This is a genomic window from Solirubrobacter phytolaccae, from assembly GCF_027587195.1.
Lineage (GTDB): Bacteria > Actinomycetota > Thermoleophilia > Solirubrobacterales > Solirubrobacteraceae > Solirubrobacter > Solirubrobacter phytolaccae.
Genome location: NZ_JAPDDP010000075.1, coordinates 14,609 through 37,043 on the forward strand (window position 1 = coordinate 14,609; position 22,435 = coordinate 37,043).

Consider the following 22,435-nt stretch of genomic DNA (forward strand, 5'->3'; position numbering starts at 1 on the left):
GGAAGAACCTACAAGTCGAGCCGATCCTGGAGGAGCTCCAGCTCGCGCAGCTCGGTCGCGAGGTCACCGGTGACCGGGAGGCCGGCCGAGATCTGCGCCCGCAAGCCGGCGACGCGCACCACCTGCTGCTGGATGAGCGCGACGAGGTCGGCGCGGGCGAAGCGCTGCCCCGGGGAGGTGTATTCGACGGTCGACGTCACGTTGCGGGAGCTTCCTCTCGCAACGCCCGCCCGTCGCGCTCATCCGTTACACGAGAAGTGTCAAGCCCGCGACAGTCCGGGCGGCGGCGCTGTGCTAGAGCCGCAGGAGGTCGACTTCGGCGCCCGCGGGCAGCGAGCCGGAGCCGTGCGGGGCGATCGCGAAGCCGTCGCTCTCGCCGAGCGCGCCGGTCATGTGCGAGCCCTGGCGCTCGGTCGGCCAGGCGACGAGCACGCCGTCGTCGGCCGGGACGAGCTTGGAGATCAGGAACGTCGTGCGGTTGTCCGACGGACCCGCGGGCTCACCGAGGCGGCCCTTGACCAGGCGCGGCTGGACGTTCGCCTCGCCGCGCAGCGCACGCAGGGCCGGGATGACGAAGATCGCGGTGCCCACGATCGCCGACAGCGGGTTGCCCGGCAGCCCGAACACGAGCGTCTTGCCGCGGCGGCCGAACCACAGCGGCTTGCCGGGCTTGATCCGCACGCGCCAGAAGACCTCTTCGACGCCGCAGGCCTCGAACGCGGGCTTGACGTGGTCGTGCGGGCCGACCGAGACGCCGCCGGACACGATCAGGATGTCCGACTGCAGGCCGGCTTCGATCGCGGCCTTGGTCGCCTCGAAGTCGTCCGGGATCGGCGGCTGCTGGGTGACCTCGCCGCCCGCGGCGCGCACGAGCGCGGTCACGACGAGCGAGTTGGACTCGTAGATCTTCCCGGGCTCGGGCGGCGCGCCCGGCGGAAGCAGCTCGGACCCGGTCACGATCAGGGACACGCGCGGCCTGCGAGGCACCGACACGGTGGCCACGCCGGCGCTGGCGAGCGCGGACAGGCGCGGGATCGTGAGCACGTCGCCGGGCTTGGCCAGGACGTCGCCGGCGTGCACGTCCTCGCCGCGGCGGCGGATGTGCAGGCCGGACTTCACGCTGGCGGTGGAGGTGACGGTGTCGCCCTCCACGGTCGTGTCCTCGACCTTGAGCACGCTGTCGGCGCCCTCGGGGATCGCGGCGCCGGTCGAGATCCGCGCGGCGGTGCCGGGAGCGATGCTCAACGTGTCGCCACCCGCGGCGAGGTCGCCGATCACGCGCAGCGTCGCGCCGGGGGAGACGTCCTCGGCTCGCACCGCGAACCCGTCCATCGCGGTGCGGTCGAACGGCGGCAGGTCGATCGCGGCGTGCGCTTCAGCCGCGACGACGCGGCCCTCGGCGGTCGGCAGGGCGACCGTCTCGGCCGGCAGCGGCTCGATGCCGGCCAGGACCAGCTCGAGCGCCTCGTCGAAGTCCTTCATGACGCGACCACCTCGCGGCCCCGGGGTCCCTGATCCACGCGGCCGGCGGTGCCGTGGCGTCCGGGCAGGGTCAGCCGCCGATCTGGGACATCGTGCGCAGCGGCTGGACGAAGCCCTCGTCGTTGACGTCGTGCTTGAGCTCCTTGGCCCACACGGCCTCGCGGATGATCGCCTCGAGGTCGTCGTCGGTCGCGCCGGCGCGCATCGGGCCGCGCAGGTCCGTCTCGGTCATCGAGAACAGGCAGGTGCGCAGGTTGCCCTCGGCCGTCACGCGGATGCGGTTGCAGTCGCCGCAGAACGGCTCGCTGACGGGGGAGATGAAGCCGATCGAGCCCTGGCCGTCCGCGAACTCCCAGCGCCGCGACGTGCCGTGGCGCTCGCGCCCGAGGTCCTTGAGCGGGTACGCGGCGTGGATGAGCCGGCGCACCTCGGCGTTGGGCAGCACCTTGTCGCGCGACCACGTGCGGTCGGCGTCCAGCGGCATGAACTCGATGAAGCGGACCTCGTACGGGTGCTTGCGCGCGAACTCGGCGAAGCGCACGACCTCGTCCTCGGTGAAGTCCTTCAGCGCGACCACGTTGACCTTGATCGGGCGCAGCTCGGGGTGCTTCTCGGCGGCCGCGAGGCCATCGAGCACCTTCTGCAGCGAGTTGCGGCGCGTGAGCTGGAAGAAGCGATCCGGCGCGAGCGCGTCCAGCGACACGTTCACGCGGCGCAGCCCGGCCTTCACCAGCCCCTCGACCTGGCGGTCGAGCAGGTAGCCGTTCGTGGTGAGCGAGAGGTCGTGGATGTTCTCGTCGACGCTCAGCATCTCCACGAGCCGCCACAGCTCGCGGCGCGCAAGCGGCTCGCCGCCCGTCAGGCGGACGTCGTGCACGCCCATGCTCGCCAGCAACGCGACCAACCGCGCGATCTCCTCGTAGCTGAGCAGGTCGTCGCGATCCAGCCAAGGGAGCCCCTCGGCCGGCATGCAGTACTGGCAGCGGAAGTTGCAGCGGTCCGTCACCGAGATGCGGACGTCGCCGATGTTGCGCTTGTGGCCGTCGACCAGCTGAGCTCTCACCGGTGGTAGTCCTTCTTGCCGCCGGTCTTGTCCAGCAGCTCGACACGCTCGACGACGACGCCGTGCTCGATGCCCTTGACCATGTCGTAGATCGCCAGCGCCCCGATCGAGCAGGCGACCATGGCCTCCATCTCGACGCCGGTGCGCGCGGCGACCCGCGCCTCGCAGATCAGCGTCACGGTGCCGGCCTCGACGTCCACGGTGATGTTCGTGTCCACCGAGGACAGCGGGAGCGAGTGCGCGAGCGGGATCAGCTCGTCCGTGCGCTTGGCGGCCTGGATCGCGGCCAGGCGGGCGACCGTGAGCACGTCGCCCTTCGGCGCGTCCCCGGCCTGCACCCGCGCGGCGGTCTCCGGCGACATCCGCACGACGGCCCGCGCACGGGCCCAGCGCGAGGTCTCGACCTTCTCGCTGACGTCGACCATCCGGGCGTTGCCCTCGGAGTCGAGGTGGGTGAGCGTGCCCTCCACGGTCCCCATGGTATTCCGTTTCTGATCACCGACGGGGGATACGCTTCGCCGGGTGAAGATCACCGTCCGCCTCTTCGCCGGTCTGCGTGAGCGCGCCGGGTCCGATCACGTCGAGCTGGAGCTGCCCGACGACGCCCGCGCGGGCGACGTCCTCGCGGCCATGGGCCTCGAACCCGGGCAGTGCATCGTCGCGCTCGATCGCGAGTACGCGCGCGCCGACGAGCCCGTCCTGGTCACGCACGAGGTGGCGCTGATCCCGCCCGTCAGTGGTGGCGCCGACGCGGTCGTCCGGCTCGTCTCGGTGACCGAGGAGCCGCTGGACCCCGCGCCGGTGCTCGCCGCGGTCCGGGACCCCCGCGCCGGTGCGGTCGTGCTGTTCGAGGGCGTCACGCGGGACGTCGAGGCGCTCGACTACGAGGCCTACGCCGAGATGGCGGCCGAGAAGCTGGAGACGATCGCGACCGAGGTGGCGGCCAAGCACGGGCTGTGCGCGGTCGCCGTCGTCCACCGGGTGGGGCGTGTGCCGCTGAGCGAGCCGTCGGTGCTGTGCGCGGCGTCCGGACCGCACCGGGGCGAGACCTTCGCGGGCGCGCGCGAGCTGATCGACCGGGCCAAGGCCGAGGCGCCGATCTGGAAGGTCGAGCTCACGCCCGAAGGCCCGCAGCGCGTGGAAGGCGCGCTGCCCCAGTGGCCGACCTGACGCTCGGCGAGGCCGCGCGGGCGCTCGGCGTCTCCGCCGACACGCTGCGGCGCTGGGACCGCGCGGGCAAGCTGCGCACGGTCCGTGACGAGCGCAACCGGCGGCTCGTGCCCGAGAGCGAGGTGGAGCGGCTGTCCGACCGTCCGCAGCGCCCGCCGACCGGCGCGAAGCTCTCCGCCCGCAACCGCTTCGCGGGCGTCGTGCGCTCGGTCGAGGTGGACGGCGTGATGGCGATCGTGGAGATCGAGGCGGGCCCGCACATCGTCGTCGCGGCGGTCACGCGGGACTCCGTCAAGGAGCTCGGATTGGCGCCCGGAGTGCGGGCCACCGCGGCCGTCAAAGCGACCTCCGTGATGGTCGAACGAGATAATCCTTGAAAGTCGATCGGATTTGTCGATAATGTGGATATCACCGTGCGACGCGCTGACATCCACCAGCACCTGTGGCCAGAGGCCCTCATCTCCTCGTTGGCGCGTCGCACGGTCGAACCTCGCATCACGCGCGACGGCGCGCGTGGCTGGCAGCTCGTGCTCGCGGGGGACAAACCCGCGCCGTTCGATCCCGCCGACCACGACCCGTCGCGGCGCACCGGTTTCGACCGGATCCTGATCGCGCCGTCGTCGCCACTGGGCATCGAGTGGCTGCCACGAGCTGAGGCCGAGGCGCTGCTCGACGCCTATCACCACGGCGTACTCGAGCTGGGAGGGCGTTTCGAACTCTGGGCCGGCCTCGTGTTGTCGGACGCGACGCCAGAACGGATCGACGCCCTCCTCGACGACGGCGCAGTCGGCCTCTCACTGCCCGCGGGCGCGCTTGCCGGGCCCGCGGGCATCGAGGGTCTCGGACCGGCGCTGGAGCGGCTGGCGGCGCGCGGCGCGCCGTTGTTCGTGCACCCCGGCCCGGCGTCCGGCGCTCCGTCCTGGTTCCCCGCGCTCACGAGCTACGTGGCCGAGATGCACACCGCCTGGCACGCCTGGGCGGAGTGGGGACGGCCCGCGCACCCGAACCTCACCGTGATCTTCGCGATGCTCGCCGGGCTCGCGCCGCTGCACGCCGAGCGCCTCGCCGCGCGCGGCGGCCCGGCGGAAGCGGTGCACGACAAGCACACCTTCTTCGACACCTCCTCCTACGGCCCGCGCGCGGTCGACGCGATGCTGCGCGTCGTCGGCGTGGATCGGCTCCTGTACGGAACCGACGTGCCCGTGGTGTCACCCGCCGACCTCACCCCGCTGGGCGAGGCGGCGATCCATGCCTTGACGGTCGCCAACCCGGAGCGAGTGCTGTGACGGAACTGGAGCTCGAGGAGCTCGTGCGCGAGCTGGCCGAGGATCGCTCCAAGTGGGAGCACCTCGTCCGCCATTCGCGCGAGCAGCGGGAATACGTGGAGCTGCACCGCGACGACGACGTCGCCGTCTGGCTCATCTGCTGGATGGACGAGCACGACACCGGCTTCCACGACCACGACCTGTCCAGCGGCGCGGTCGCCGTGGCCGAGGGCGCGGTGGCCGAAGATCGCCTCGCACTCGGCGGTCCGCCGGTCACGCGCGTCGCGCACGCCGGCGAGTCGTTTCACTTCACGGCCGCGGACATCCATCGCGTGCGGCACTGCGGCGACGCGCCCGCGGTGACGATCCACGCGTATTCGCCCCCGCTGTGGCGAATGGGCGCCTACGAAATCCTCCCTGGCGGGGAGCTTCGGCGACATTCTTTGTCATACGCCGAAGAACTGCGTCCCCTTTCCTAGTCCATACCTGAACATCTGTTGGGTCCTCTTGGATCGCGCCCATCCATCTGGGATGGTGGCGGGACCACACGTAGGAGCGTGTCGCGTGTCAACGCGAACGATGGAATACGGACTGGAACGGTCACCCGACGTCGAGCGGGCCGCTGAGCGGCTTGCGCGCCCGCATGCCCGCGCCGCGTTGGTGACCAAGCGGGTCCTGGACATCGTGCTCGCGCTCGTCCTGCTCGTCGCGGTGCTGCCGCTCGTGGTCGTCGTGCTGCTGATGCTCGGGTTCGCGGGCGAGGGCATGTTCGAGCGGCGCCGTCGGCTCGGCCGGCACGGGAACGCGGTCGTGCTGACGCGCTTCCAGTCGCTGCCGGGCGGCGCCGTCGGGCGCGGGCTGGAGCGGATCGGCGCGCGGGAGCTGCCGCTGCTGATCTCGGTCCTGCGCGGGAAGCTCTCGTTCGTCGGGCCGCGGATGGTCGAGCCGGGCACGGGCGCCGGGCACACGGGGCCGCGCCGGCTGATGGCGCCGGGGCTCATCGGGCCTGCGCAGCTCGGCCGCTCAGACGCGTCCGAGCACGCGCTCGACGACGCCTACGTGGAGTCCTGGTCGCTGTGGAGCGACCTGCAGCTGCTGGTCGGGCGCCGGCCGACCGCTCACCAGAGCGTGTCGAAGAGCAGCTCGTAGACGACGGCCTGCGCGGCGAGCGCGGCGACGAGCAACGTCGGGCGCTTCACGAGCGGCGCGGCCGCCAGGCACACGAACGGGATCAGGAACAGCCAGATCCGCTCCGTCTCGGCCTTCGTGAACCCGGCGACGGAGGCGACGGCGACGACGCTGAAGATCGCGATCGCCTCGGGTTTGCGCTGGGCGAGCCGGGCGACCGCCAGCCAGGCGATCGGAGCACCGAGGATGAGGAAGAACGCCGTGGGGGAGCCGAAGAGCCAGAACCAGTACGGGCGCCGGGAGGCGATGCCGACGGTGTAGACGTCGTGCGTGGCGTGGAAGGTGCCGATCGGGTCCCAGCCGGTGGCGGCGGCCAGCAGCGCCTGGGTGCCGATGAGCGCGATGCCGCACGCAATCGCCAGCTTCAGCGCGGGCTTGAAGCCGTCCCGCGTGAGGATGAGGATCGTCGCCCAAGCGCCGACCGCGAGCAGGCTCCACGCGAACATCGTCACGATCGCGAGGACGACCGCGCCGAGCACGATCCGGTTCGAGAGCAGCGGGATCGCGGCCAGCAGGCCGAGCGTGAGGAACACGGCGTCGGCGCTCGTGGCGCCGAAGTGCAGCATCGCGGGGGCGAACGCGGCGAGGACGCCGGCGATCTTCGCCGTCTTGTCGTCGAAGAGGCGTTGGGCCAGGACGTAGGTCAGCGGCGCCGAGAGCGCGCCGACGACGATGCAGAACGCGGCGAGCTTCGGGCCGGTGTCCAGCCCGAGGTAGTGCATCGTCAGCACGAGCCCGGGCGGGTGGCCGGCGCTGTGCACCGGCAGCGCGGGCACGAGCTCGGCGAAGCGGTCCAGGAAGAACCGCGGCCCGTAGTCGAGCGCGGCGAGCGTCGGCAGGTACTCGTTCTTGCCCTCGCCGCGCGGGAGCACGGCGAGCGCGCGGTCGTATTCCGTGCCGAGCCGGGCGGCGAACAGCACGAGCCGCAGCACGAGCGTGCCGACGAAGAGCGCGGCCGCGAACGGCAGCGCCTTCAGTCGCAGCGCGGGTTTGACGAGCGCGACGGCGGCGACGAAGCACGGAATCGTGAGGACGAGCCACCACGTGGCCTCGGGGTTCCACGCGCCGATGAACGGCGGATGCGGCACGCCGAGCAGCCGGCCGTGCCCGTCCTCCCACAGGCCGACCGCGACGGTGGCGACGGCGACCGCCGCCGCGACGAAGGGCAGTGCGCGCCACGCGCCGGCGACCCGCGAGGCCGTCGCCGCGCTCACGCGGCCCCTCGTCGCGCGTGGCCTGCCATCCTCGGCTTCGCGTGCGCCGTCTCGTCCCGCTTCTCGTCCTCGTGCTCGCCGGTTGCGGCTCGCTGTCCGAGGACGACCTGCCCGCGCCGCCCCGCTTCCCGTCGGCGAACGTGGCGCTCGTGCCCAAGCTCGCGACGTGCCGTGACCAGCTCGCGACGCAGTGGCTCAAGGGCGAGACGCAGTTCGCCGTGCTGTGCGGACGTGAGCGGACCGTCGAGCTCTACGACGTGAACTCCGGCAAGCGCGTGGCGACCGCCGGGGCGGGGATCGGCCCGACGGCGATGGTCACCGACGGCAAGGACGCCACGTACGTCGTCGACTCCAAGGGCGACGCGCTGCTCGTCTACCGTCGCTCGCCGTTTCAGCTGATCCGCCGCGTCCATATCATCGGCGGACCGTATGCGATCACGTTCGACCGTGAGCGCTGGGGGCTCGACATCACGCTGTCCGACGGGACGGTCGTGCACTACAAAGCGGGCTGGCGGCCGGTCCTCGAACGCACGCCGTAGACGACGGCGCTGATCGCGAACAGCGCCGCGGTGACCAGTAGCCAGCGCGTGCCGTAGCCGTCCCACTCGAGGCCGGAGACGCGCGTGTAGGTCCCGGCGCCCTTGCCGCGGATCGTCGACCAGAAGACGACGAGCAGCAGCAGCGACAGCGCGGCCGGCACGCGGATGTAGTTGATGCGCGGACCCGGCAGCGCGAGGCGCCCGGCGCGGTCGGCCACGGAGTACAGCGGCCAGATGATCAGGTCGTGGACGATCACGGCGGCGACGAGCCACAGCACCACGTTCGACGCCGCGCGGAAGTCGAGCACGGTGATGAGCGCCCAGGCCGCGAGCGGCAGGAAGATCAGATGCGCGAGCCAGACCCTCATGCCGTAAAGGTCATCTCCCCGACCCACTTCGTGTTGTGGACGCCCGGGAGCGCGGGGACGATGACCCGCGCCGGGTAGCCGTGGTCGGGCGAGAGGTCCGCGCCGTTGACCTTCAGCGCGAGCATCGCGTCGCCGGCGGCGATCTGGTCGGCGCTGAGCGAGGCGCGGCGCAGCACGCCGCCTTCCTGCAGGGACTCGACGAGCACCTGGGAAGCGTCGGGCGCGCCCGCGCGGCGGGCCAGCTCGGACAGCTTGACGCCCGTCCATTCCTGCGTCGTCGTCCAGCCCTCCACACAGGCGATCGGCAGCGTCGCCGTGTGCTGGGGGAGGGCGAGCAGGTCCTCGCGGGTGAACGCGGTCACCCGGTCCCCGACGCGCAGCACGAGCTGGTAGCTCGCGCCGGTCATCTCGGGCGTGATCCCGGCGGCGGCCGCGGTCTTGTTGACCGGGAAGCCGCTGTCGCGGCGCGGCGCGAACAGGGCGGTCTTGCGCAGCGGGCCGCCGATCGACTGGCCGACGTTGCCGAGCAGCAGCACACCCGCGCCCGCCCCGGCGAACGCGATCAGGCCGCGGCGGGAGATCGTCGGCTCGTCCATGTCCGCCTGGATCGGCTTCATCCACTCGCGGTCCCGACGCGCCCGGAAGACGATCGGCATCTTCACGATCACGTGGATCGCGATCGCCGCCACGAACACGATCGCGCCGTAGTAGTGCGCAACCACGAAGTTGAACTTGAACGGGTACCAGTACTGCGCGTTCATCACGCCCGTGGCGAGCTGGAAGACCGAGCTCGACACCAGCAGCGCGATGCTGAGGCGCTCGATCGCCTGCGTCGGGCCGTTGACCGGCGGCCACTGGAACAGCTTCGGGATCACCGACCACAGCTTCGCCAGCAGGAACGGGATCACCATCAGGCCGACGTTCGTGTGCAGGCTCTGGTTGATGGCGTACAGGTAGGTCGGTGACGTCGGCCAGTCGAACGTGAACGGGAAGTCCTTGTCGGCGGGCACGATCGCGTTCCCGGGCAGGTCCGGCATGTACGCGATGTGGCTCAGGAAGCCCGTGAGCGCCACGATCGCGGTCAGCACGAGCAGGATCAGCCCGAGCACACCCGTGAGCCACGGCCCGCGGATCGGCGAGCGGAAGAACCCGGGCTGGAAGGGCCCTGGCGGCGCTTTCACGGTCGCCGTCCGAGCGTGACGAAGGTGCGTCCGGACAGCTCACGCCGATCCGTCACGTGCAGCCCCGCCCGCTCGGCGATCGCGGCCGCATCATCGGCCCCGACCCGTGCCCATCTGAACCACTCCGACACCATGCCCGGCGCCTCGATCCGCATCCGGACGCGGCGTGTCGGCATGCCCGGCGGGTCGGTCTCCACGACGATCTCCCCGTCGTCGCGCAACAGCTCGGCCGCCCGCTTGAGCAGCAGGATCGGCGCGCCGCCGATGCCGATGTTGCCATCGAGCAGCAGGATCGTGCGGTACGTGCCGGGCACCGCGTCCCACAGCGAGCCGGTGATCGCGGTCGCGCCCCGCTCACGCGCGAACGCGACGGCGACCGTGGACAGGTCGACGCCCAGCCCGTCCTTGCCGAGCTCACGCAGCCGCGCGAGGTGGCGACCCGGCCCGCAGCCGAGGTCGAGCACGGGCGCGCGCAGGTCTTGCAGGATCGCGTCGTCGGTGGCGTCGGCGGGCGCGAGCCAGCGGTCGAGCGGGAGCACCTCGAGCCCGCCGTCGGCGGCCCGGATGCGCGCCCGCGGCGCGGGTCCGTCCCCGTCGAGATGCTGCGCGGCCGAGGCCAGCAGTCGCCCGTAGAGCGCGTCCGCAGGCAGCGCCTGGGCGGCCGGCTCGAGCACGGTCACGATGCGGCCCTTCCCGCGCGCGGGAGCGAGCCGTCAGGCGAGTTCCCGACAGCGCATGCGAGCGCGCAGCGCGAGTCATGTGCCGTCACGCGGCGATCTCCTGCTCGATGGTCGCCTCGGCCAGCGTCGCAGCGAAGCGGCTCTCGGGCGCGGCCCCGGCGACCGCGAGCGCGTCCTCGTGCGTGTCGACGTCCAGCAGCGGGCGCAGGATCGCCGGGGTCATGCCCATGGCGTGCATGCGGGCGAGCTGAATCTCCCCGGTGTCGTCGGTGCTCATCGGGACGCCGTCGAAGACCGACGAGCTGCCCGGCTGGAGGCCGATGCACCACCAGCCGCCGTCGAGCGCGGCGCCGAACGCCGTGCCGCCGTGGGCGACCGCGCGCAGGCCGCGGTCCAGCAGCGCCGGGGTGACCTGCGGCGTGTCCATGCCGACGAGGAAGGCCGGGTCGGCGACGTCGTCGAAGGCCGCCGCAAGGCGTTCCTCCAGGCCGTCGCCGCGTTGGGGGATGACTTCGAAGCCGGGCGGGAGCCACGGTCCGGGGTCGCCGTCGAGCACGATCACGCGGCGAGTGGCGCCGCGGGCGGCAGCCGCCGCGGCGAGGGTGTCCGACAGGGCCGCGCGAGCAAGCGCGGCGGCCTGATCCGGCGTGAACGGCGGGGTGAGACGGGTCTTCACCCGGCCGGGCACCGGAGCTTTGGCGATCACAAGAAGTGCAGGACCCACGGTGCTTCTAGCGTGCCCCGCGCGTTCCTGGATCACTCATTCGCGCAAAACGCCCGCCATGTCGCGCACCGCGCGAACCGTTCCCTTCATGGTGCCGGTGACCTTGGACTCGCCGTCGCGGGGGTGATACGCGACCGGCACCTCGCCGATCCGCCAGCCCGCGGCCGCGGCGCGCAGGACCATCTCCAGCGGCCAGCCGAAGCGCCGGTCCTGGATGCCGAGCTCCAGCAGCGCCTCGCGGCGGGCGGCGCGCATCGGGCCGATGTCGCGCAGCTTGACCTTCGAGCGCCGGCGCAGCTCGAGCGCGAGCACCGTGTTGGCCACCCGCGCGTGCACGGGCCAGGCGCCGCGCGCCGTGGGGTTGCGAGCGCCGAGCATCAGGTCCTGCGTCCCGGCCGCGACCGGGTCGGCGACCTTCGGCAGCTCCCGCGGGTCGAACGACGCGTCGCAGTCCATGAAGCACACCAGCTCGTCCGTGGCGGCCGTGAGGCCGGCGAAGCACGCGGCGCCGAACCCCGGCGTCGACTCCAGCACGACCCGCGCGCCGAGCGAGGCGGCGAGCTCGCCCGACCCGTCCGTGGAGCCGTTGTCGACGACAATCGGCGTGTAGCCGGCGGGCATCCGCTCCAGCACCCACGGCAGCGCGTCACGTTCGTTGAGGACCGGGAGGATCACGTCGGGCACGCGGCCGGACGGTATAGCCTCGCGCGGCGTGATCCTCGTGACCGGCGGCGCCGGCTTCATCGGCTCGCACATCGTCGACGCGCTGCTCGAGCGCGGCCACGACGTGCGCATCCTCGACTCGCTGCTGGAGGCCGCGCACCGCGAGCGGCCCGACTACCTGGACCCGCGCGCCGAGCTGATCGAGGGCGACGTGCGCGATCCGGCGACGATCGCAGCGGCGCTCGAGGGCGTGACCGCGGTCTGCCACCAGTCGGCGATGGTCGGCCTCGGGCTGGACCTCGGCGACATCGCCGACTACGTCTCCCACAACGACCTCGCGACCGCCCAGCTCATCCGCGCGCTGGCGCCCAGCCCGGTACCGCTCGTGCTCGCCTCGAGCATGGTCGTCTACGGCGAGGGCCGCTACCGGTGCTCCGAGCACGGCGTCGTGCGGCCCGGCCCGCGCGCGGCGTCGGAGCTGGACGCGGGCAACTTCGAGCCGCCGTGCCCGGGCTGCGGACGGTCGCTGGTCGCCGAGTCCGTGCCCGAGGGCGCGCCGCTCGATCCCCGCAGCGTCTACGCCGCGACCAAGCTCGCGCAGGAGCACCTGAGCGCCGCGTACGCCCGGGAGACGGGCGCGCCGGTTACGGCGCTGCGGTACCACAACGTCTACGGGCCGCGGATGCCGCGCGACACGCCGTACGCCGGCGTGGCCTCGATCTTCCGCTCCTCCTTGGCGGCGGGCAAGGCGCCGCGGGTGTTCGAGGACGGCGGCCAGAAGCGGGATTTCGTCCACGTCCGGGACGTCGCCCGGGCCAACGTGCTCGCGCTGGAGAACGGCACGCCGGGCGCGTTCAACGTGTGCTCGGGCACGCCGCGCAGCGTGGGGGACATGGCCGCGGCGCTCGCCCGCGCGACCGAAGGTCCCGAGCCGGTGATTACGGGGCAGTGGCGCGGGGGAGATGTGCGGCACGTGTTCGCCTCTGCCGACAACGCCCGCGACGTGCTCGGCTTCAGCGCGGTCGAGGACTTCGAGGCCGGCATGCGCGAGTTCGCGGCGGCGAAGCTGCGCGCATGACCCGATTTGCCGTCGTCGGCCACGTCGAGTGGATCGAGTTCGGGCGCTTCAGCCACGTGCCGGAGCCGGGCGAGATCATCGACGCCACCGAGTGGTTCTCCGAGGCCGCGGGCAGCGCGGCCGTGGTCGCCGTGCAGCTCGCGAAGCTCTCCGGGGACGTCGACTTCTTCACCGCGCTCGGCGACGACGACCGCGGCCGGCGCGCCGAGGAGCGGCTGACCGAGCTGGGCGTGCGCGTCCACGCCGCGCGCCGCGACGCGACGCAGCGCTGGGGCTTCGTGCATCTGGACGACGACGGTGAGCGCACGATCTCGATCGTCGGCGAGCGCCATGTCCCGCTCGGGGCCGACAAGCTTCCCTGGGAGCGGATCGACGGTGCCGACGCGGTGTTCGTGAGCGGCGGCGACAACGCCGCCATGCGCGAGGCCCGGCGCGGGAAGCTGCTCGTTGCCACGCCCCGTGCGGTCGACACGCTGCGCGGCGTCCAGCTCGACGCGCTGATCGGCTCCGGCAAGGACCGCCTCGAGCAGGTCGACCCGGACACCCTGGACCCACCGCCGAAGCTGATCATCACCACCGCCGGCAAGGAGGGCGGGACCTGGCATGGCGCCGAGCAGCGCGAGGGCCGCTTCGAGGCCGCCGAGCTGCCGGGCCCGGTGGTCGACGAGTACGGCGCCGGCGACACGTTCGCCGCGGGCTTCACCTACGGCCTCGGCGCCGGCTACGACATCGACAAGGCCCTGGCCTTCGCCGCCCGCGCGGGCGCCGCGAACCTCACCGGCCGCGGCCCGTACGCCGGCCAACTCACGTCCGCGCAAATCTAAAGGCCCTGGGGCTTTATCTAAACCGCGGATAAGGCCTGGTTAAACGTCCTGGACGTTTAACTAGGCCGAGAGCGGGCGGCGGGTCGTCTCGTCGAGGAACCAGACGACCTCGTCGACGGCCGAGTGGCGGGCGATCTCGTTGGCGATGAAGCGCGCGCCGTCGCGGTAGAGCGGGTCGCCGAGCAGGGCCGGCACCGCGTCGGTCAGGCGGTCGGCGCCGTCGAGCATGATGCCCGCGCCGAGCTCCGCCACCCGTGCCGCGTTCACGGGCTGGTCGGCGTAGAGCGGGATCGCCGCGAGCGGGACGCCCGCCGCCATCGCCGCCAGGGTCGAGGCCGAGCCGCCGTGGCCGACCATCGCCGCCGCCTCGCGCATCACGACCGACTGCGGCACCCAGCGCTCGACGTGCACGTTGCCCGGCAGCGGCCCGAGCTCCGCGGGGTCGACCTCGATGCCGAGCGTCATCAGCACGCGCGCGTTGAGCCCGCCCAGGGCGTGTGCGGCCTGCTGGTACAGGTCCGGGAAGAAGCCGTTGCCCGCGGCCGTGGAGCCGAACGAGACGTAGACCAGCGGCGCGCGCGAGCCCGCCCACCAGTCCTGCAGCGGCGCCTCCCGCGCCGGCCGGACGCGGAAGCGGATCGCGCCCGGCCGCGGGTCGAAGGACGCGGGGGAGAGCGTGAGGAACGGCCCGGAGTCCGCCTTGAAGGCCGACAGGTAGCACTCGATCCGCCAGGTCGGGATGCCGAGCGCCGTGGCCACCCGGGCGGAGGCGTGCTCCTCGGTCTCGTGCAGGATCACGTCGGGTCGCATCCGCCGCGCCAACGCCAGCAGCCCCGGGTACGCGTAGCGAGGGAACGCGTCGTGGAAGATCTCCGCGAGCACGATCCGGTTCTGCTCGTCCGGGTCGGGGTCCGCGTCCCGCACGCGCGCCCAGATCGGCGCCAGCTCCTCGGCGGGCGGCTCGTCGAAGCCCGCGAACGGCAGCCCGGCGCGGGCGACGTGCGCCCACGCCGAATGCGGCGCGGCCACGAGGACCTCATGGCCGGCGCGCTTGCAGGCGAGCGCGAAGGGGACCAGCGGCGCGATGTGAGCGGCGCCGCGCGTACTGGCGAAGAGGAAGCGCATGGCCCGCAAGACGCCGGGCCGGGCGCGGCTATTCCGGGACTAGAAGTAGAAGCCGAAGTACGCGAGCAGCGGCGTGAGGAAGAACACGATGAAGATGATCAGCCAGATCCAGTTCCGGTTGACCGACCCACCGTTGCTCAGCGCCGAGAACCACGAGCCGGCGCGATTGATCGCGCTGGGGCCCGTGTCCCAGCGCTTGGTGTCCAGATCCGCGCCGCAGACGGCGCAGCCCGCGGCGAAGGGGCTCACGGGCTCTTTGCAGTTGGGGCAGCGACTCCTATCAGCCATCGCTCACGATTATGGCGCGCTCGCGTCAGCCCTGAATAAGACGTTCGTCTAACGATGCGGGCCGCGGACGGGCGGGCGCATCGGCGTCCGGTGCGGGCGTTCGCGGCGCGCGGTGAGCGGCGCACCACGACGATCGCCTTCATGCCCGCGACGGCGTGCGCTCCACGGCTTGGACTCCGGCAGCGGCAGCTTCAGGCCGCCCGGACCGGTCGGCTCCTCGGGCTCGCGGCCGTCGTCCTTCCCGCGACGGAAGTCGTCCCCGTCGTCATCGTCGTCGTCCCGCAGCCGGAAGAACCACACCAGCCACACGACAAGGGCTCCGATGTCGAAGACACGGAGACCGACCATGAAGATCCAGCCCTCCAACGTCACGCCGCGTTAACCGTAAGCGAGCGGCGCTAGCTCCGCAAGGTCAGTGGGCGAGCCAATGCTCGATCAGGCGACGGGCGATCGCCAGCCGCGGCGGCAGCGCCAGCGTGCCGGGCGGACCGCCCGCGGCGCCCCAGTTTTCGGAGTCAGGCTCCAGCGCGGCCGCCTCGACCTCGGCGCGCGTGAACCAGCGCACGTCCTCGAGCTCCTCGTCGCCCACGTTCGCCACGCCCGATTCGTACGTCGCGGTGAACCCGAGCATCAGGCTCGCGGGGAACGGCCAGGGCTGCGAGGACAGGTAGGTCACGGCTCCGACCCGCACGCCGGCCTCCTCGAGTACCTCGCGCGCGACCGCCTCCTCGAGCGACTCGCCCGGCTCGACGAACCCCGCGAGCGCCGAGTAGCGCCCCGTCGGCCACACCGCCTGGCGGCCGAGCAGCAGCTGGTCGCCGTCCGTGACGAGCATGATCACGACCGGGTCGGTGCGCGGGTGATGCTCGGCGCCGCAGTTCGGGCACACGCGGGTGAGTCCACCCTCGGTGAGGTCGGAGGGCTGACCACAGGCGCTGCAGTAGCGGTGCCGGCGATGCCAGTTCAGCAGCGCGGCCGCGTAGGCCGCCAACCCGCCGTCCTGCTGCGAGAGCCGCGCCACGGCCTGGCGCAGCGGGACCCGGTCGCCGGACGCGTCCACGGGCGGCTCGCCGCGCACGCCGCCGCTGCCGACCATCGGCACGCGACCGTCACGCGGCGGGTCCTCGTCGAACGCGAACACGGGGCCGACGTCGTCCACGCCGAGCAGCAGCGGCGTCTGGCCACCCTCGAGCTCGATCAGCGGGACCAGCTCGAGCCGGCCGTCGGCGAGCCGCAGCCCGCGGTCGCCGGCAACGACCGCGCGGGCGTGCCGGTGCTTGAGCTGGGCGGCGACCCATGCCTCATCACGACGGCGGGAATCTCCGACCCGGTCGAGCGCGGCTCCCGTGAAAGCGTTCTGCAACTTGCGGTCAGTCTTCCAGGCGGAAGCCGATCTTGACCGTCACCTGGTAGTGCGTCGCGTTCTCGACGATCGCGCCGCGGATCTCGGTGACCTCGAACCAGTCGATGTTGCGCAGCGTCTCGCCGGCCTTGGCGAGGGCGCGGTCGATCGCGGGCTGCACGCCGTCGGGCGACGTGCCCGTGATCTCGACGCTCTTGTAGACGTGGTCGCTCATGACGGGCGGTGATACCAGGGGTCGCCGTCCAGTGCGTCGCGCAGCGCGCTTTTCGCCTGTTCTATGACCGGTGCGCCGTGCGTGACGAGCGCGCGCTCGAAGTCGACGTCGAGGAGGTGGGCCAGCGCGGGCGCGCCCGTCCTGCGGAACCACTGACGGCGCTTGTCGGTGATCGGGTCGCTCATCCAGTAGCGCAGCCCGCCATCGACGCCGACGATCCGGTCGCCGAACGCGAGCGCCTTCGTCCGCGGCAGCTCGAGCGGGCGCTCCTTGCCGCGGCTGAGCTTGTGCATCGTCAGGCCGAGCGGCAGATCCTCGTCGCCGTGCACCGGCGTGCCGTCGGGCAGACGCTTGGCGATATCCGGGTGGCCGACCAGCGTGCCGCCCCAGCGCTCCAGCGCCTCGACGCAGCTGCGCACGTGGTACGGGATGGTGATCGCGATCACGACCTCGCCCTGGATGAGCGGGTCGAGCGCTTTGGTCACCTCGTCGTCGAGCAACGGGTCGATCAGGACGGTGTCAGAACCCTCATGAACGAGGTAGGCGCCCACCTTCGACCCGAACTCGCCGGGATGCCACTCCGGATGCCGGAGTTCCCAGCGGTGGATGCCGGGGGCGACCGCCTCGATCACGCGGGCACCTCGTCCGCGACCTCGTCGAGCACGCCGAGCAGCTCGCCCACCCGGCAGACGAGCAGGCGCTCCTCGTCGACCTCGACCCACGCGCCCGCGCTGGCGGGGAACACGACGTGGTCGCCGGGTTTGACCGGCATGGTGATGCCCGCGCCTTCCCACCAGTCCAGGCCCGTGCCGACGGCGAGCACGATCCCGTGCTGCGGCGGCGGCTCGTGCGAGCCGGCCGGGACGAGCAGGCCGGACTGGCGGATGCGATCGGGCTCGAGCTCTTTGACGACGACGCGGTCGAAGAGGGGACGCAGGAAGTGGCGCACGGGGATGAGCCTATGACGGTGGCGGCATGTGCAGCCGGAGGTCGTCGCCGGCGAGCGCCACGTGCCGGCCGGCCAGGCCCAGGTAGGCGAACGGGCTGTTGTGCGGGACCTGCAGCTCGACCAGCGCGGGCGCGGCCTTGATCTTCGCGCTGCCGATCGTCACGCCCGCGTCGCTCGTGATCGGCGTGGGGATGACGAGCGGGAGGAAGCCGGGGCGGCGGCGCAGGCGCGCGTGGAGCAGCGTGACGTCGCCCTGGCGGGCCGTGAAGCTGTCGCGCTCGTAGGTGAACGTCGCGAGCTCCTTCGGCAGGCCCCAGATCTCGCGCCCGCCGCTCATCGACTGCTCGTCGTCGACGTAGATGTGGCTGACCACCATGCCCTTCGTGGTGGCGTGGCTGAAGACGATCAGCTCGCGGTAGACGAGCGTGCCGCTCGTGTAGTTGGCGAGCATGACGCCGCCGAGCTGCCGGCCGGGCGTGCGCGCGGGGACGACGACCAGCTCACCGTTCAGGTGCCAGGGCGCGGGCGGATGAGGCACGGCGGCGGGAGACCTCCAGGATCACGATCGCGACGGCGATCGGCACCGTCGCGGGCAGCGTATTGAAGTGGAAGAACAGCAGGTCCCAGAGGCAGCACAGGACGAAGACGAGCAGCGCCGCGGGCGCCTGGCGGCGTCCCTCCACGGCGAGGATCCCGCCCAGCAGGCCCGCGACGAACACGTCGCCGTAACCCATCCGCGCCCACGTGACGTCGAGGAACTGCAGCTGGGGGAGGCCGGGAGCGGGGACGGCGGCGTTGAGCGTCGCGTTCGGGCCCTGCAGCTGGTTGCCGAACACGAGGATGAAGTCGATCACCGCCATCGCGATGATCCCGAGCTTGAGCGGCGCGGCGGGCACAAGGCCGGCCAGCAGCCGGCCGACGGTGATGCAGCTCAGCGCGGTCAGCAGCGCCGCGGCGCCCTCTCCCGTCGGCGAGTCGACATCCAGCAGCGCGACGATCAAGGCCGCGACCGCGACCAGCGCGTAGACCGGCTTGGCGCCGCGCATCGCCCACCCGAGGGCGAGCAGCGCACCCGGCGGGACGAGCAGCAGCGCGAACCACGTGAGGCCGTCGGCGACCTCCGGCACGAGCGCGATCGCGGCGACGACGACGGCGATGCTGACCGGCGCGATCAGCGCCCACAGCTTCGTCTTGAAGCGGTGCAGGAAGGCCGGGATCCCGGCGCCGGGGGTCAGCACGAGCAGCGCCTGGGTGGCGTTGAGGATGCTGATGCCGATCATGAACTCGCGGCTCACAGCGCTCAAAGCTGACAGGATCGAGGGCGTGAGCTACCCCATCTGCGTCACGTGCGGGGTGCAGTACGGCGGTTCGGTGTCCTCCTGCCCGGTCTGCGAGGACGCCCGCCAGTACGTGCCGGTGAGCGGTCAGGAGTGGACGTCGCTCGAGGCGCTGCGGTCCGCGCACCGCAATGCGCTCCGCGACGAGCACGGGTTCCTCGGGATCGGCACGGAGCCGAAGTTCGGGATCGGGCAGCGCGCGCTGCTGGTCGAGGACGTGCTCTGGGACTGCGTCACGCTGCTCGACGACGAGACCGCGTCCCGGGTCGGCGCGCTGCGCGCGATCGCGATCTCGCACCCGCACTACTACTCCTCGATGGTCGAGTGGGCGCGTGCCTTCGACTGCCCGGTGCTGATCCACGAGGCCGATCGCGAGTGGGTCATGCGCCCGGACGCCGCGATCGAGTACTGGTCCGGCGACACGTACGACCTTGGTCGGGGAATGACGCTGATCCGCTGCGGCGGGCACTTCGCCGGCGGTACCGTCCTGCACCGAGAGACCGATCTCTTCGCCGGCGACATCGTCCAGGTCATCCCGGACCGGGCGTGGGTCGCGTTCATGTACTCGTTCCCGAACTTCATCCCGCTGCCGGGAGCGTCCGTGCAGGCCGTGGGCGCCGCTCTGGCACCGTTTGCCTTCGAGCGCATCTACGGCGCATGGTGGGGAGCCGTCATCGAAGGCGACGGGAGCAATATCGTCCGCCGCTCAGTTGAGCGATACGTCGCCGCGCTGGACGGGAATCTGATGTACCGACCCTGACTTGGGGGTAAGAGAGAAGACATGGCTGTCCTGGAACTTGTGAGCTCACGCCCTGACTGGATGGGTGCCCTGACCGTCGCGCTGACGCGCCCGGCGGGCGTCCCGGAGCGCCGCTCGGGTGAGGATCCCTGGGCTGCGGTCGGCCGCGCCTCGCGCCCGCGCCGCATCTCCGACGACCTCGCGTGGTTGCGCCAGGCGTTCGACGAGCCGTCCGACCACGGGCTGAAGGGCCTGGAGGACACGGCCGCCGTCGCCGCCTGGGAGACCGACCACGAGGCCCAAGAGCGGCTCTCGCGCCTGCGTGACCGCCGCGTGCTCGACGCGGCCGGCTTCCTCCTGCACGAGGAAGAGCGGATCGCGGTCTAGATACCCCTCGGGGGTAGCGGTAGAATGGCGGTATGGCCGAGCGCGGCTACACCGCCACCAAAGATCAGCTGAACACCCGCCTGGCGCGAATCGAAGGCCAGGTGCGCGGCGTCGCGCGCATGGTCGAGGAAGACCGCTACTGCATCGACGTGCTGACGCAGATCAGCGCGATCCAGGCGGCCTTGGACAAGGTCGCGCTGGGGCTGTTGGACGGCCACACGCGCCACTGTCTGGTGGGGGGCGCCTCGGAGGAGGCGTCCGCGGACGAGCTGATGGCCGCGGTCGGTCGGCTCATGCGCCGGGGGTGAGATAATGGCCGACGTGGCCGTCGATTCCGAGATCTACCGGCTCACCGCCGAGCAGTTCCACGTGCTGATCGAATCAGGGAGTTTCGATGAGAAGTCGCGGGTCGAGCTCATCGATGGGGTCCTGCTCGAGATGAGCCCACGCACGGCAGAGCACGAGAACGTCATCGCGTGGCTCAATGAGCGGCTGTTCGAGCTCGTTGACCGCGGGCGCTATCAAGTCCGCGTGGGAGCGTCGCTCTCACTCGGAGACTCAGAGCCTGAGCCCGACGTCTTCGTCATCGATCGAGACGTCGAACGCCCCTATCACCCTGCGACTGCAGCGCTCGTCGTTGAAGTTGCCGTCTCCTCGCGAACCCGGGACCTGAAGGTCAAACCGCGGCTCTACGCGGGCGCGGGAGTTCCCGTGTATTGGGTCATCGACGTCGAGCGTGAGCGCGCGTTTCAGCACTCCGATCCGATCGGCGACGAGTACCGGCTCGTCGAGGTCGTCACCGAGCTCACCGCTCCGCATCTCGGACTGACGCTGTCGGTCGCCGACGTGCTGGCTAGCGCGCGGTAGCGGCGCCCGCGTCGACCATGCCGGCGCCGTAGGTCTCGTCCGGGCCGGGGACGCCCAGGTCGCGGGCCGTGGCCTTCAGGCGCGCTTCGATCTGGTCGGGCGTCGGGTTCGGGCCGAGGACGCCGGAGGCGATGATCAGCGCGACGGTCGCGCTGACGTGCGGCGTGGCCATCGAGGTGCCGAAGTAGTCGGTCGGGTAGCCGAACGTCTGGCGGAGCTTGCTCGTGAGCGTGAGCTGGTAGATCGGGCGGCCGTGCGGGCCGGCCGGGACGCACTGCGGCTGGTCAGGCAGCGCGGCGTCCTTGCCGCCGCCGGGCGCGACGAGGTCCAGGCCCGGGCCGACGTTCGAGTACACGGCGGCGCAGCCGTGTTCGGTGACGGCGCCGACGCTGATCACGCCGGGCAGTGCGGCGGGGTAGCCGACGCGCTGGAGCTCGCCGTTCCCGGACGCGGCGACGACGGTGACGTTCTTCGCGCGGGCGGCGCGGACCGCGGCGGCGATCCGCGGCACCTGCGCCGCGGACGTGGTCGAGGAGCCGAACTCGAACGACAGGTTGATCACTTGCGCGCCCGCTTTGACGGCGTAGCGGATACCGGCGGCGATCGTGTCCTCGTCGCCCTCACCGCGCGAGTTGAGCACCTTCACGGGGATGATCGTCGCGCCGTAGGCCAGGCCGGTGAGCGCGACGCCGTTGTTCGTGGACTCGGCGATCGTGCTGATCACGTGCGTGCCGTGCCCGTAGTCGTCGTTCGGGTACTTGTCCTCGCCCTCGCAGGCGTTGAGGCCGTTGCTCGTGCGCGCGCAGAAGTCGTAGCCGTCGGCGAACCGCAGCTTCTTGAGGTCCGGCGACTTCTTGAAGCGACCGCGGTTCTCGTAGGCGACGCCGCTGTCGAGCACGGCGATCTCGACGCCCTTACCGCCCGGCCGGCCCGCCGCGAACAGGTTGTCCCACGCGCGCGGGGCGTCGACGCCCGTGCCCGGCAGGAAGTTCCACTGGTCGGCCTGCCAGCCGAGCCCGCCGATGCCCTTGTCGTCCGGGATCCACGCGTGCGCGCCGGCGGGGAAGACGAGGAGCACCGCGATCATCAGGGCGAAAAGGGTGCGCACGGGTCGCATGAGGGTACTGGTGCGCTGTGCGCGCCAACGATGCGGACCGACGCGGCCGCTCCGTCATGACGATGACCCGCAACCGGGTCCATCGCGCCGCGCGATCGCTTAGGCTGCGGGCAATGCGGATCATCGACGCCAGGTCGGCGTAATGGCCGAGCGCGTCGAGGAACTCGCTCAACCCGAAGCCGTGAAGGCTCCGGAGCCGACGGCGGAAGCGCCGGCGCTCGCGCTGCCCACAGCCGGCGAGATGTCGCCCGCCGCCCTGATGGCGATGCAACAGGGCATGGGCAACGCGGCCGTGTCCGCGATGCTGCGCGGCCGCCGCGAGTCCTCCAGCACCTTCAGCGCGCTCCCCGGCGCCGCAGGCGGAGCCGGAGCGGACATGGCGTGGCCGCCCCCGAGCCTGACCGGCCGGCCGGCGACGAACGGCGCCGCGACGGAGACGGCCGGGAACGGGGCCGCGGGAGGGAACGGCGCAGCCGCCGGACCAGAAGCCGCCGCGCTCTCTGGTGCCAACGGCGCAGCCGCCGGGCTGGGCGCTGCGTCGCCGGAGGCCGCCGCGCTCGCCGGCGCCAACGGGGCCGCTGCTGGTCCTGAGGCCGCGGCGCTCGCCGGC

The 22,435-nt window shown here is 72.0% G+C and carries 32 protein-coding genes and 1 pseudogene; 13 read left to right on the forward strand and 20 right to left on the reverse strand.

Features of this window, described 5'->3' with window-relative positions; translation table 11 throughout:
- Window positions 1-8: 8 nt before the first annotated feature.
- The 4 genes from OJ997_RS29095 to moaC all read right to left on the reverse strand — a co-directional run bounded on the left by OJ997_RS29095 (window position 9) and on the right by moaC (window position 3,015).
- On the reverse strand, window positions 9-200 hold the full coding sequence (locus OJ997_RS29095) for a hypothetical protein (protein ID WP_270028862.1): 192 nt from the start codon (window positions 198-200) through the stop codon (window positions 9-11).
- Window positions 201-294: 94 nt separating this feature from the next.
- A complete protein-coding gene (locus OJ997_RS29100) occupies window positions 295-1,482 on the reverse strand; it encodes a molybdopterin molybdotransferase MoeA (RefSeq protein ID WP_270028863.1) in 1,188 nt (395 codons plus the stop codon).
- A 70-nt stretch (window positions 1,483-1,552) separates the two neighbouring features.
- Complete coding sequence (moaA, locus tag OJ997_RS29105; protein ID WP_270028864.1) at window positions 1,553-2,545, reverse strand: GTP 3',8-cyclase MoaA; 993 nt, start codon at window positions 2,543-2,545, stop codon at window positions 1,553-1,555.
- Complete coding sequence (gene moaC, locus OJ997_RS29110) at window positions 2,542-3,015, reverse strand: cyclic pyranopterin monophosphate synthase MoaC (protein ID WP_270028865.1); 474 nt, start codon at window positions 3,013-3,015, stop codon at window positions 2,542-2,544. Before moaC ends, moaA begins: the two co-directional genes overlap by 4 nt.
- 52 nt (window positions 3,016-3,067) lie before the next feature.
- On the opposite strand from moaC, the gene OJ997_RS29115 reads away from it, so the two are divergent.
- The 5 genes from OJ997_RS29115 to OJ997_RS29135 all read left to right on the forward strand — a co-directional run bounded on the left by OJ997_RS29115 (window position 3,068) and on the right by OJ997_RS29135 (window position 6,129).
- Window positions 3,068-3,715, forward strand: a complete 648-nt coding sequence (locus OJ997_RS29115) for a molybdenum cofactor biosynthesis protein (RefSeq protein ID WP_270028866.1) — start codon at window positions 3,068-3,070, stop codon at window positions 3,713-3,715.
- Window positions 3,703-4,092, forward strand: a complete 390-nt coding sequence (locus tag OJ997_RS29120) for a TOBE domain-containing protein (RefSeq protein ID WP_270028867.1) — start codon at window positions 3,703-3,705, stop codon at window positions 4,090-4,092. The genes OJ997_RS29115 and OJ997_RS29120 overlap by 13 nt, the downstream gene beginning before the upstream one ends.
- A 36-nt stretch (window positions 4,093-4,128) precedes the next feature.
- On the forward strand, window positions 4,129-5,001 hold the full coding sequence (locus OJ997_RS29125) for an amidohydrolase family protein (RefSeq protein WP_270028868.1): 873 nt from the start codon (window positions 4,129-4,131) through the stop codon (window positions 4,999-5,001).
- A 23-nt stretch (window positions 5,002-5,024) separates the two neighbouring features.
- Window positions 5,025-5,459 carry a cupin domain-containing protein gene (locus tag OJ997_RS29130; RefSeq protein ID WP_270028869.1) on the forward strand — a complete coding sequence of 145 codons (435 nt, stop codon included), beginning with the start codon at window positions 5,025-5,027 and terminating at the stop codon, window positions 5,457-5,459.
- A 100-nt stretch (window positions 5,460-5,559) separates the two neighbouring features.
- Window positions 5,560-6,129 carry a sugar transferase gene (locus tag OJ997_RS29135; RefSeq protein ID WP_270028870.1) on the forward strand — a complete coding sequence of 190 codons (570 nt, stop codon included), beginning with the start codon at window positions 5,560-5,562 and terminating at the stop codon, window positions 6,127-6,129.
- On the opposite strand, the gene OJ997_RS29140 is transcribed toward OJ997_RS29135, so the two are convergent.
- Entirely contained in the window at window positions 6,099-7,382 is a 1,284-nt protein-coding gene (locus OJ997_RS29140) for a hypothetical protein (RefSeq protein ID WP_270028871.1), read from the reverse strand. The two genes, OJ997_RS29135 and OJ997_RS29140, sit on opposite strands and share 31 nt — an antisense overlap.
- 41 nt (window positions 7,383-7,423) lie before the next feature.
- Here OJ997_RS29140 and OJ997_RS29145 point away from each other — a divergent pair, with 41 nt between their 5' ends.
- Window positions 7,424-7,921, forward strand: a complete 498-nt coding sequence (locus OJ997_RS29145) for a YncE family protein (RefSeq protein WP_270028872.1) — start codon at window positions 7,424-7,426, stop codon at window positions 7,919-7,921.
- Here the strand turns inward: OJ997_RS29145 and OJ997_RS29150 are convergent.
- The 5 genes from OJ997_RS29150 to OJ997_RS29170 form a co-directional block, all read right to left on the reverse strand.
- Complete coding sequence (locus OJ997_RS29150) at window positions 7,879-8,289, reverse strand: hypothetical protein (protein WP_270028873.1); 411 nt, start codon at window positions 8,287-8,289, stop codon at window positions 7,879-7,881. The genes OJ997_RS29145 and OJ997_RS29150 overlap by 43 nt on opposite strands.
- Window positions 8,286-9,470, reverse strand: a complete 1,185-nt coding sequence (locus OJ997_RS37900) for a molybdopterin-dependent oxidoreductase (protein WP_270028874.1) — start codon at window positions 9,468-9,470, stop codon at window positions 8,286-8,288. The genes OJ997_RS29150 and OJ997_RS37900 overlap by 4 nt, the downstream gene beginning before the upstream one ends.
- Window positions 9,467-10,150, reverse strand: a complete 684-nt coding sequence (locus OJ997_RS29160) for a class I SAM-dependent methyltransferase (RefSeq protein ID WP_270028875.1) — start codon at window positions 10,148-10,150, stop codon at window positions 9,467-9,469. The genes OJ997_RS37900 and OJ997_RS29160 overlap by 4 nt, the downstream gene beginning before the upstream one ends.
- An 85-nt stretch (window positions 10,151-10,235) precedes the next feature.
- Window positions 10,236-10,826: a TIGR04282 family arsenosugar biosynthesis glycosyltransferase gene (locus OJ997_RS29165; protein WP_270028876.1), complete on the reverse strand. Its 591-nt coding sequence runs from the start codon at window positions 10,824-10,826 to the stop codon at window positions 10,236-10,238.
- 84 nt (window positions 10,827-10,910) lie between these two features.
- A complete protein-coding gene (locus OJ997_RS29170) occupies window positions 10,911-11,558 on the reverse strand; it encodes a glycosyltransferase family 2 protein (protein ID WP_270028877.1) in 648 nt (215 codons plus the stop codon).
- Between the two features lie 28 nt (window positions 11,559-11,586).
- Between OJ997_RS29170 and OJ997_RS29175 the strand changes: the two genes are divergently transcribed.
- Both OJ997_RS29175 and OJ997_RS29180 read left to right on the forward strand, forming a co-directional pair.
- Window positions 11,587-12,615: an NAD-dependent epimerase/dehydratase family protein gene (locus tag OJ997_RS29175; RefSeq protein WP_270028878.1), complete on the forward strand. Its 1,029-nt coding sequence runs from the start codon at window positions 11,587-11,589 to the stop codon at window positions 12,613-12,615.
- A complete protein-coding gene (locus OJ997_RS29180; protein ID WP_270028879.1) occupies window positions 12,612-13,439 on the forward strand; it encodes a PfkB family carbohydrate kinase in 828 nt (275 codons plus the stop codon). Before OJ997_RS29175 ends, OJ997_RS29180 begins: the two co-directional genes overlap by 4 nt.
- 60 nt (window positions 13,440-13,499) lie before the next feature.
- Here OJ997_RS29180 and OJ997_RS29185 read toward each other — a convergent pair whose 3' ends face one another.
- The 9 genes from OJ997_RS29185 to OJ997_RS29225 all read right to left on the reverse strand — a co-directional run bounded on the left by OJ997_RS29185 (window position 13,500) and on the right by OJ997_RS29225 (window position 18,682).
- On the reverse strand, window positions 13,500-14,564 hold the full coding sequence (locus tag OJ997_RS29185) for a glycosyltransferase (protein ID WP_270028880.1): 1,065 nt from the start codon (window positions 14,562-14,564) through the stop codon (window positions 13,500-13,502).
- A 39-nt stretch (window positions 14,565-14,603) separates the two neighbouring features.
- Window positions 14,604-14,813 carry a hypothetical protein gene (locus OJ997_RS29190; RefSeq protein ID WP_270028881.1) on the reverse strand — a complete coding sequence of 70 codons (210 nt, stop codon included), beginning with the start codon at window positions 14,811-14,813 and terminating at the stop codon, window positions 14,604-14,606.
- 87 nt (window positions 14,814-14,900) lie between these two features.
- Window positions 14,901-15,224, reverse strand: a complete 324-nt coding sequence (locus tag OJ997_RS29195) for a hypothetical protein (RefSeq protein WP_270028882.1) — start codon at window positions 15,222-15,224, stop codon at window positions 14,901-14,903.
- A 40-nt stretch (window positions 15,225-15,264) separates the two neighbouring features.
- Window positions 15,265-16,215, reverse strand: a complete 951-nt coding sequence (gene nudC, locus OJ997_RS29200) for an NAD(+) diphosphatase (protein ID WP_270028883.1) — start codon at window positions 16,213-16,215, stop codon at window positions 15,265-15,267.
- 7 nt (window positions 16,216-16,222) lie between these two features.
- Window positions 16,223-16,429, reverse strand: a complete 207-nt coding sequence (locus tag OJ997_RS29205) for a dodecin (protein WP_270028884.1) — start codon at window positions 16,427-16,429, stop codon at window positions 16,223-16,225.
- Window positions 16,426-17,061, reverse strand: coding sequence for a hypothetical protein (locus OJ997_RS29210; RefSeq protein ID WP_270028885.1), 636 nt, complete (start codon window positions 17,059-17,061; stop codon window positions 16,426-16,428). The genes OJ997_RS29205 and OJ997_RS29210 overlap by 4 nt, the downstream gene beginning before the upstream one ends.
- Window positions 17,058-17,378: a co-chaperone GroES gene (locus OJ997_RS29215; protein WP_270028886.1), complete on the reverse strand. Its 321-nt coding sequence runs from the start codon at window positions 17,376-17,378 to the stop codon at window positions 17,058-17,060. The genes OJ997_RS29210 and OJ997_RS29215 overlap by 4 nt, the downstream gene beginning before the upstream one ends.
- Window positions 17,379-17,388: 10 nt before the next feature.
- On the reverse strand, window positions 17,389-17,916 hold the full coding sequence (locus OJ997_RS29220) for an acetoacetate decarboxylase family protein (protein WP_270028887.1): 528 nt from the start codon (window positions 17,914-17,916) through the stop codon (window positions 17,389-17,391).
- A complete protein-coding gene (locus tag OJ997_RS29225; protein WP_270028888.1) occupies window positions 17,879-18,682 on the reverse strand; it encodes a hypothetical protein in 804 nt (267 codons plus the stop codon). Before OJ997_RS29225 ends, OJ997_RS29220 begins: the two co-directional genes overlap by 38 nt.
- 19 nt (window positions 18,683-18,701) lie before the next feature.
- Between OJ997_RS29225 and OJ997_RS29230 the strand changes: the two genes are divergently transcribed.
- Genes OJ997_RS29230 through OJ997_RS29245 form a run of 4 tightly spaced genes read left to right on the forward strand, consistent with a single transcriptional unit; the run spans window position 18,702 to window position 20,708 of the window.
- Window positions 18,702-19,475 (forward strand): MBL fold metallo-hydrolase, encoded by a 774-nt coding sequence (locus OJ997_RS29230; RefSeq protein ID WP_270028889.1) that lies wholly within the window; start codon window positions 18,702-18,704, stop codon window positions 19,473-19,475.
- 21 nt (window positions 19,476-19,496) lie between these two features.
- A complete protein-coding gene (locus OJ997_RS29235; protein WP_270028890.1) occupies window positions 19,497-19,841 on the forward strand; it encodes a hypothetical protein in 345 nt (114 codons plus the stop codon).
- A gap of 32 nt (window positions 19,842-19,873) precedes the next feature.
- Complete coding sequence (locus tag OJ997_RS29240; protein ID WP_270028891.1) at window positions 19,874-20,149, forward strand: metal-sensitive transcriptional regulator; 276 nt, start codon at window positions 19,874-19,876, stop codon at window positions 20,147-20,149.
- A 4-nt stretch (window positions 20,150-20,153) separates the two neighbouring features.
- Window positions 20,154-20,708 (forward strand): Uma2 family endonuclease, encoded by a 555-nt coding sequence (locus OJ997_RS29245; RefSeq protein ID WP_270028892.1) that lies wholly within the window; start codon window positions 20,154-20,156, stop codon window positions 20,706-20,708.
- Here OJ997_RS29245 and OJ997_RS29250 read toward each other — a convergent pair.
- Window positions 20,695-21,816 (reverse strand): S8 family serine peptidase, encoded by a 1,122-nt coding sequence (locus OJ997_RS29250; RefSeq protein ID WP_270028893.1) that lies wholly within the window; start codon window positions 21,814-21,816, stop codon window positions 20,695-20,697. The two genes, OJ997_RS29245 and OJ997_RS29250, sit on opposite strands and share 14 nt — an antisense overlap.
- A gap of 190 nt (window positions 21,817-22,006) precedes the next feature.
- On the opposite strand from OJ997_RS29250, the pseudogene OJ997_RS29255 reads away from it, so the two are divergent.
- Window positions 22,007-22,435: pseudogene (locus OJ997_RS29255) on the forward strand (hypothetical protein); the annotation flags it as partial.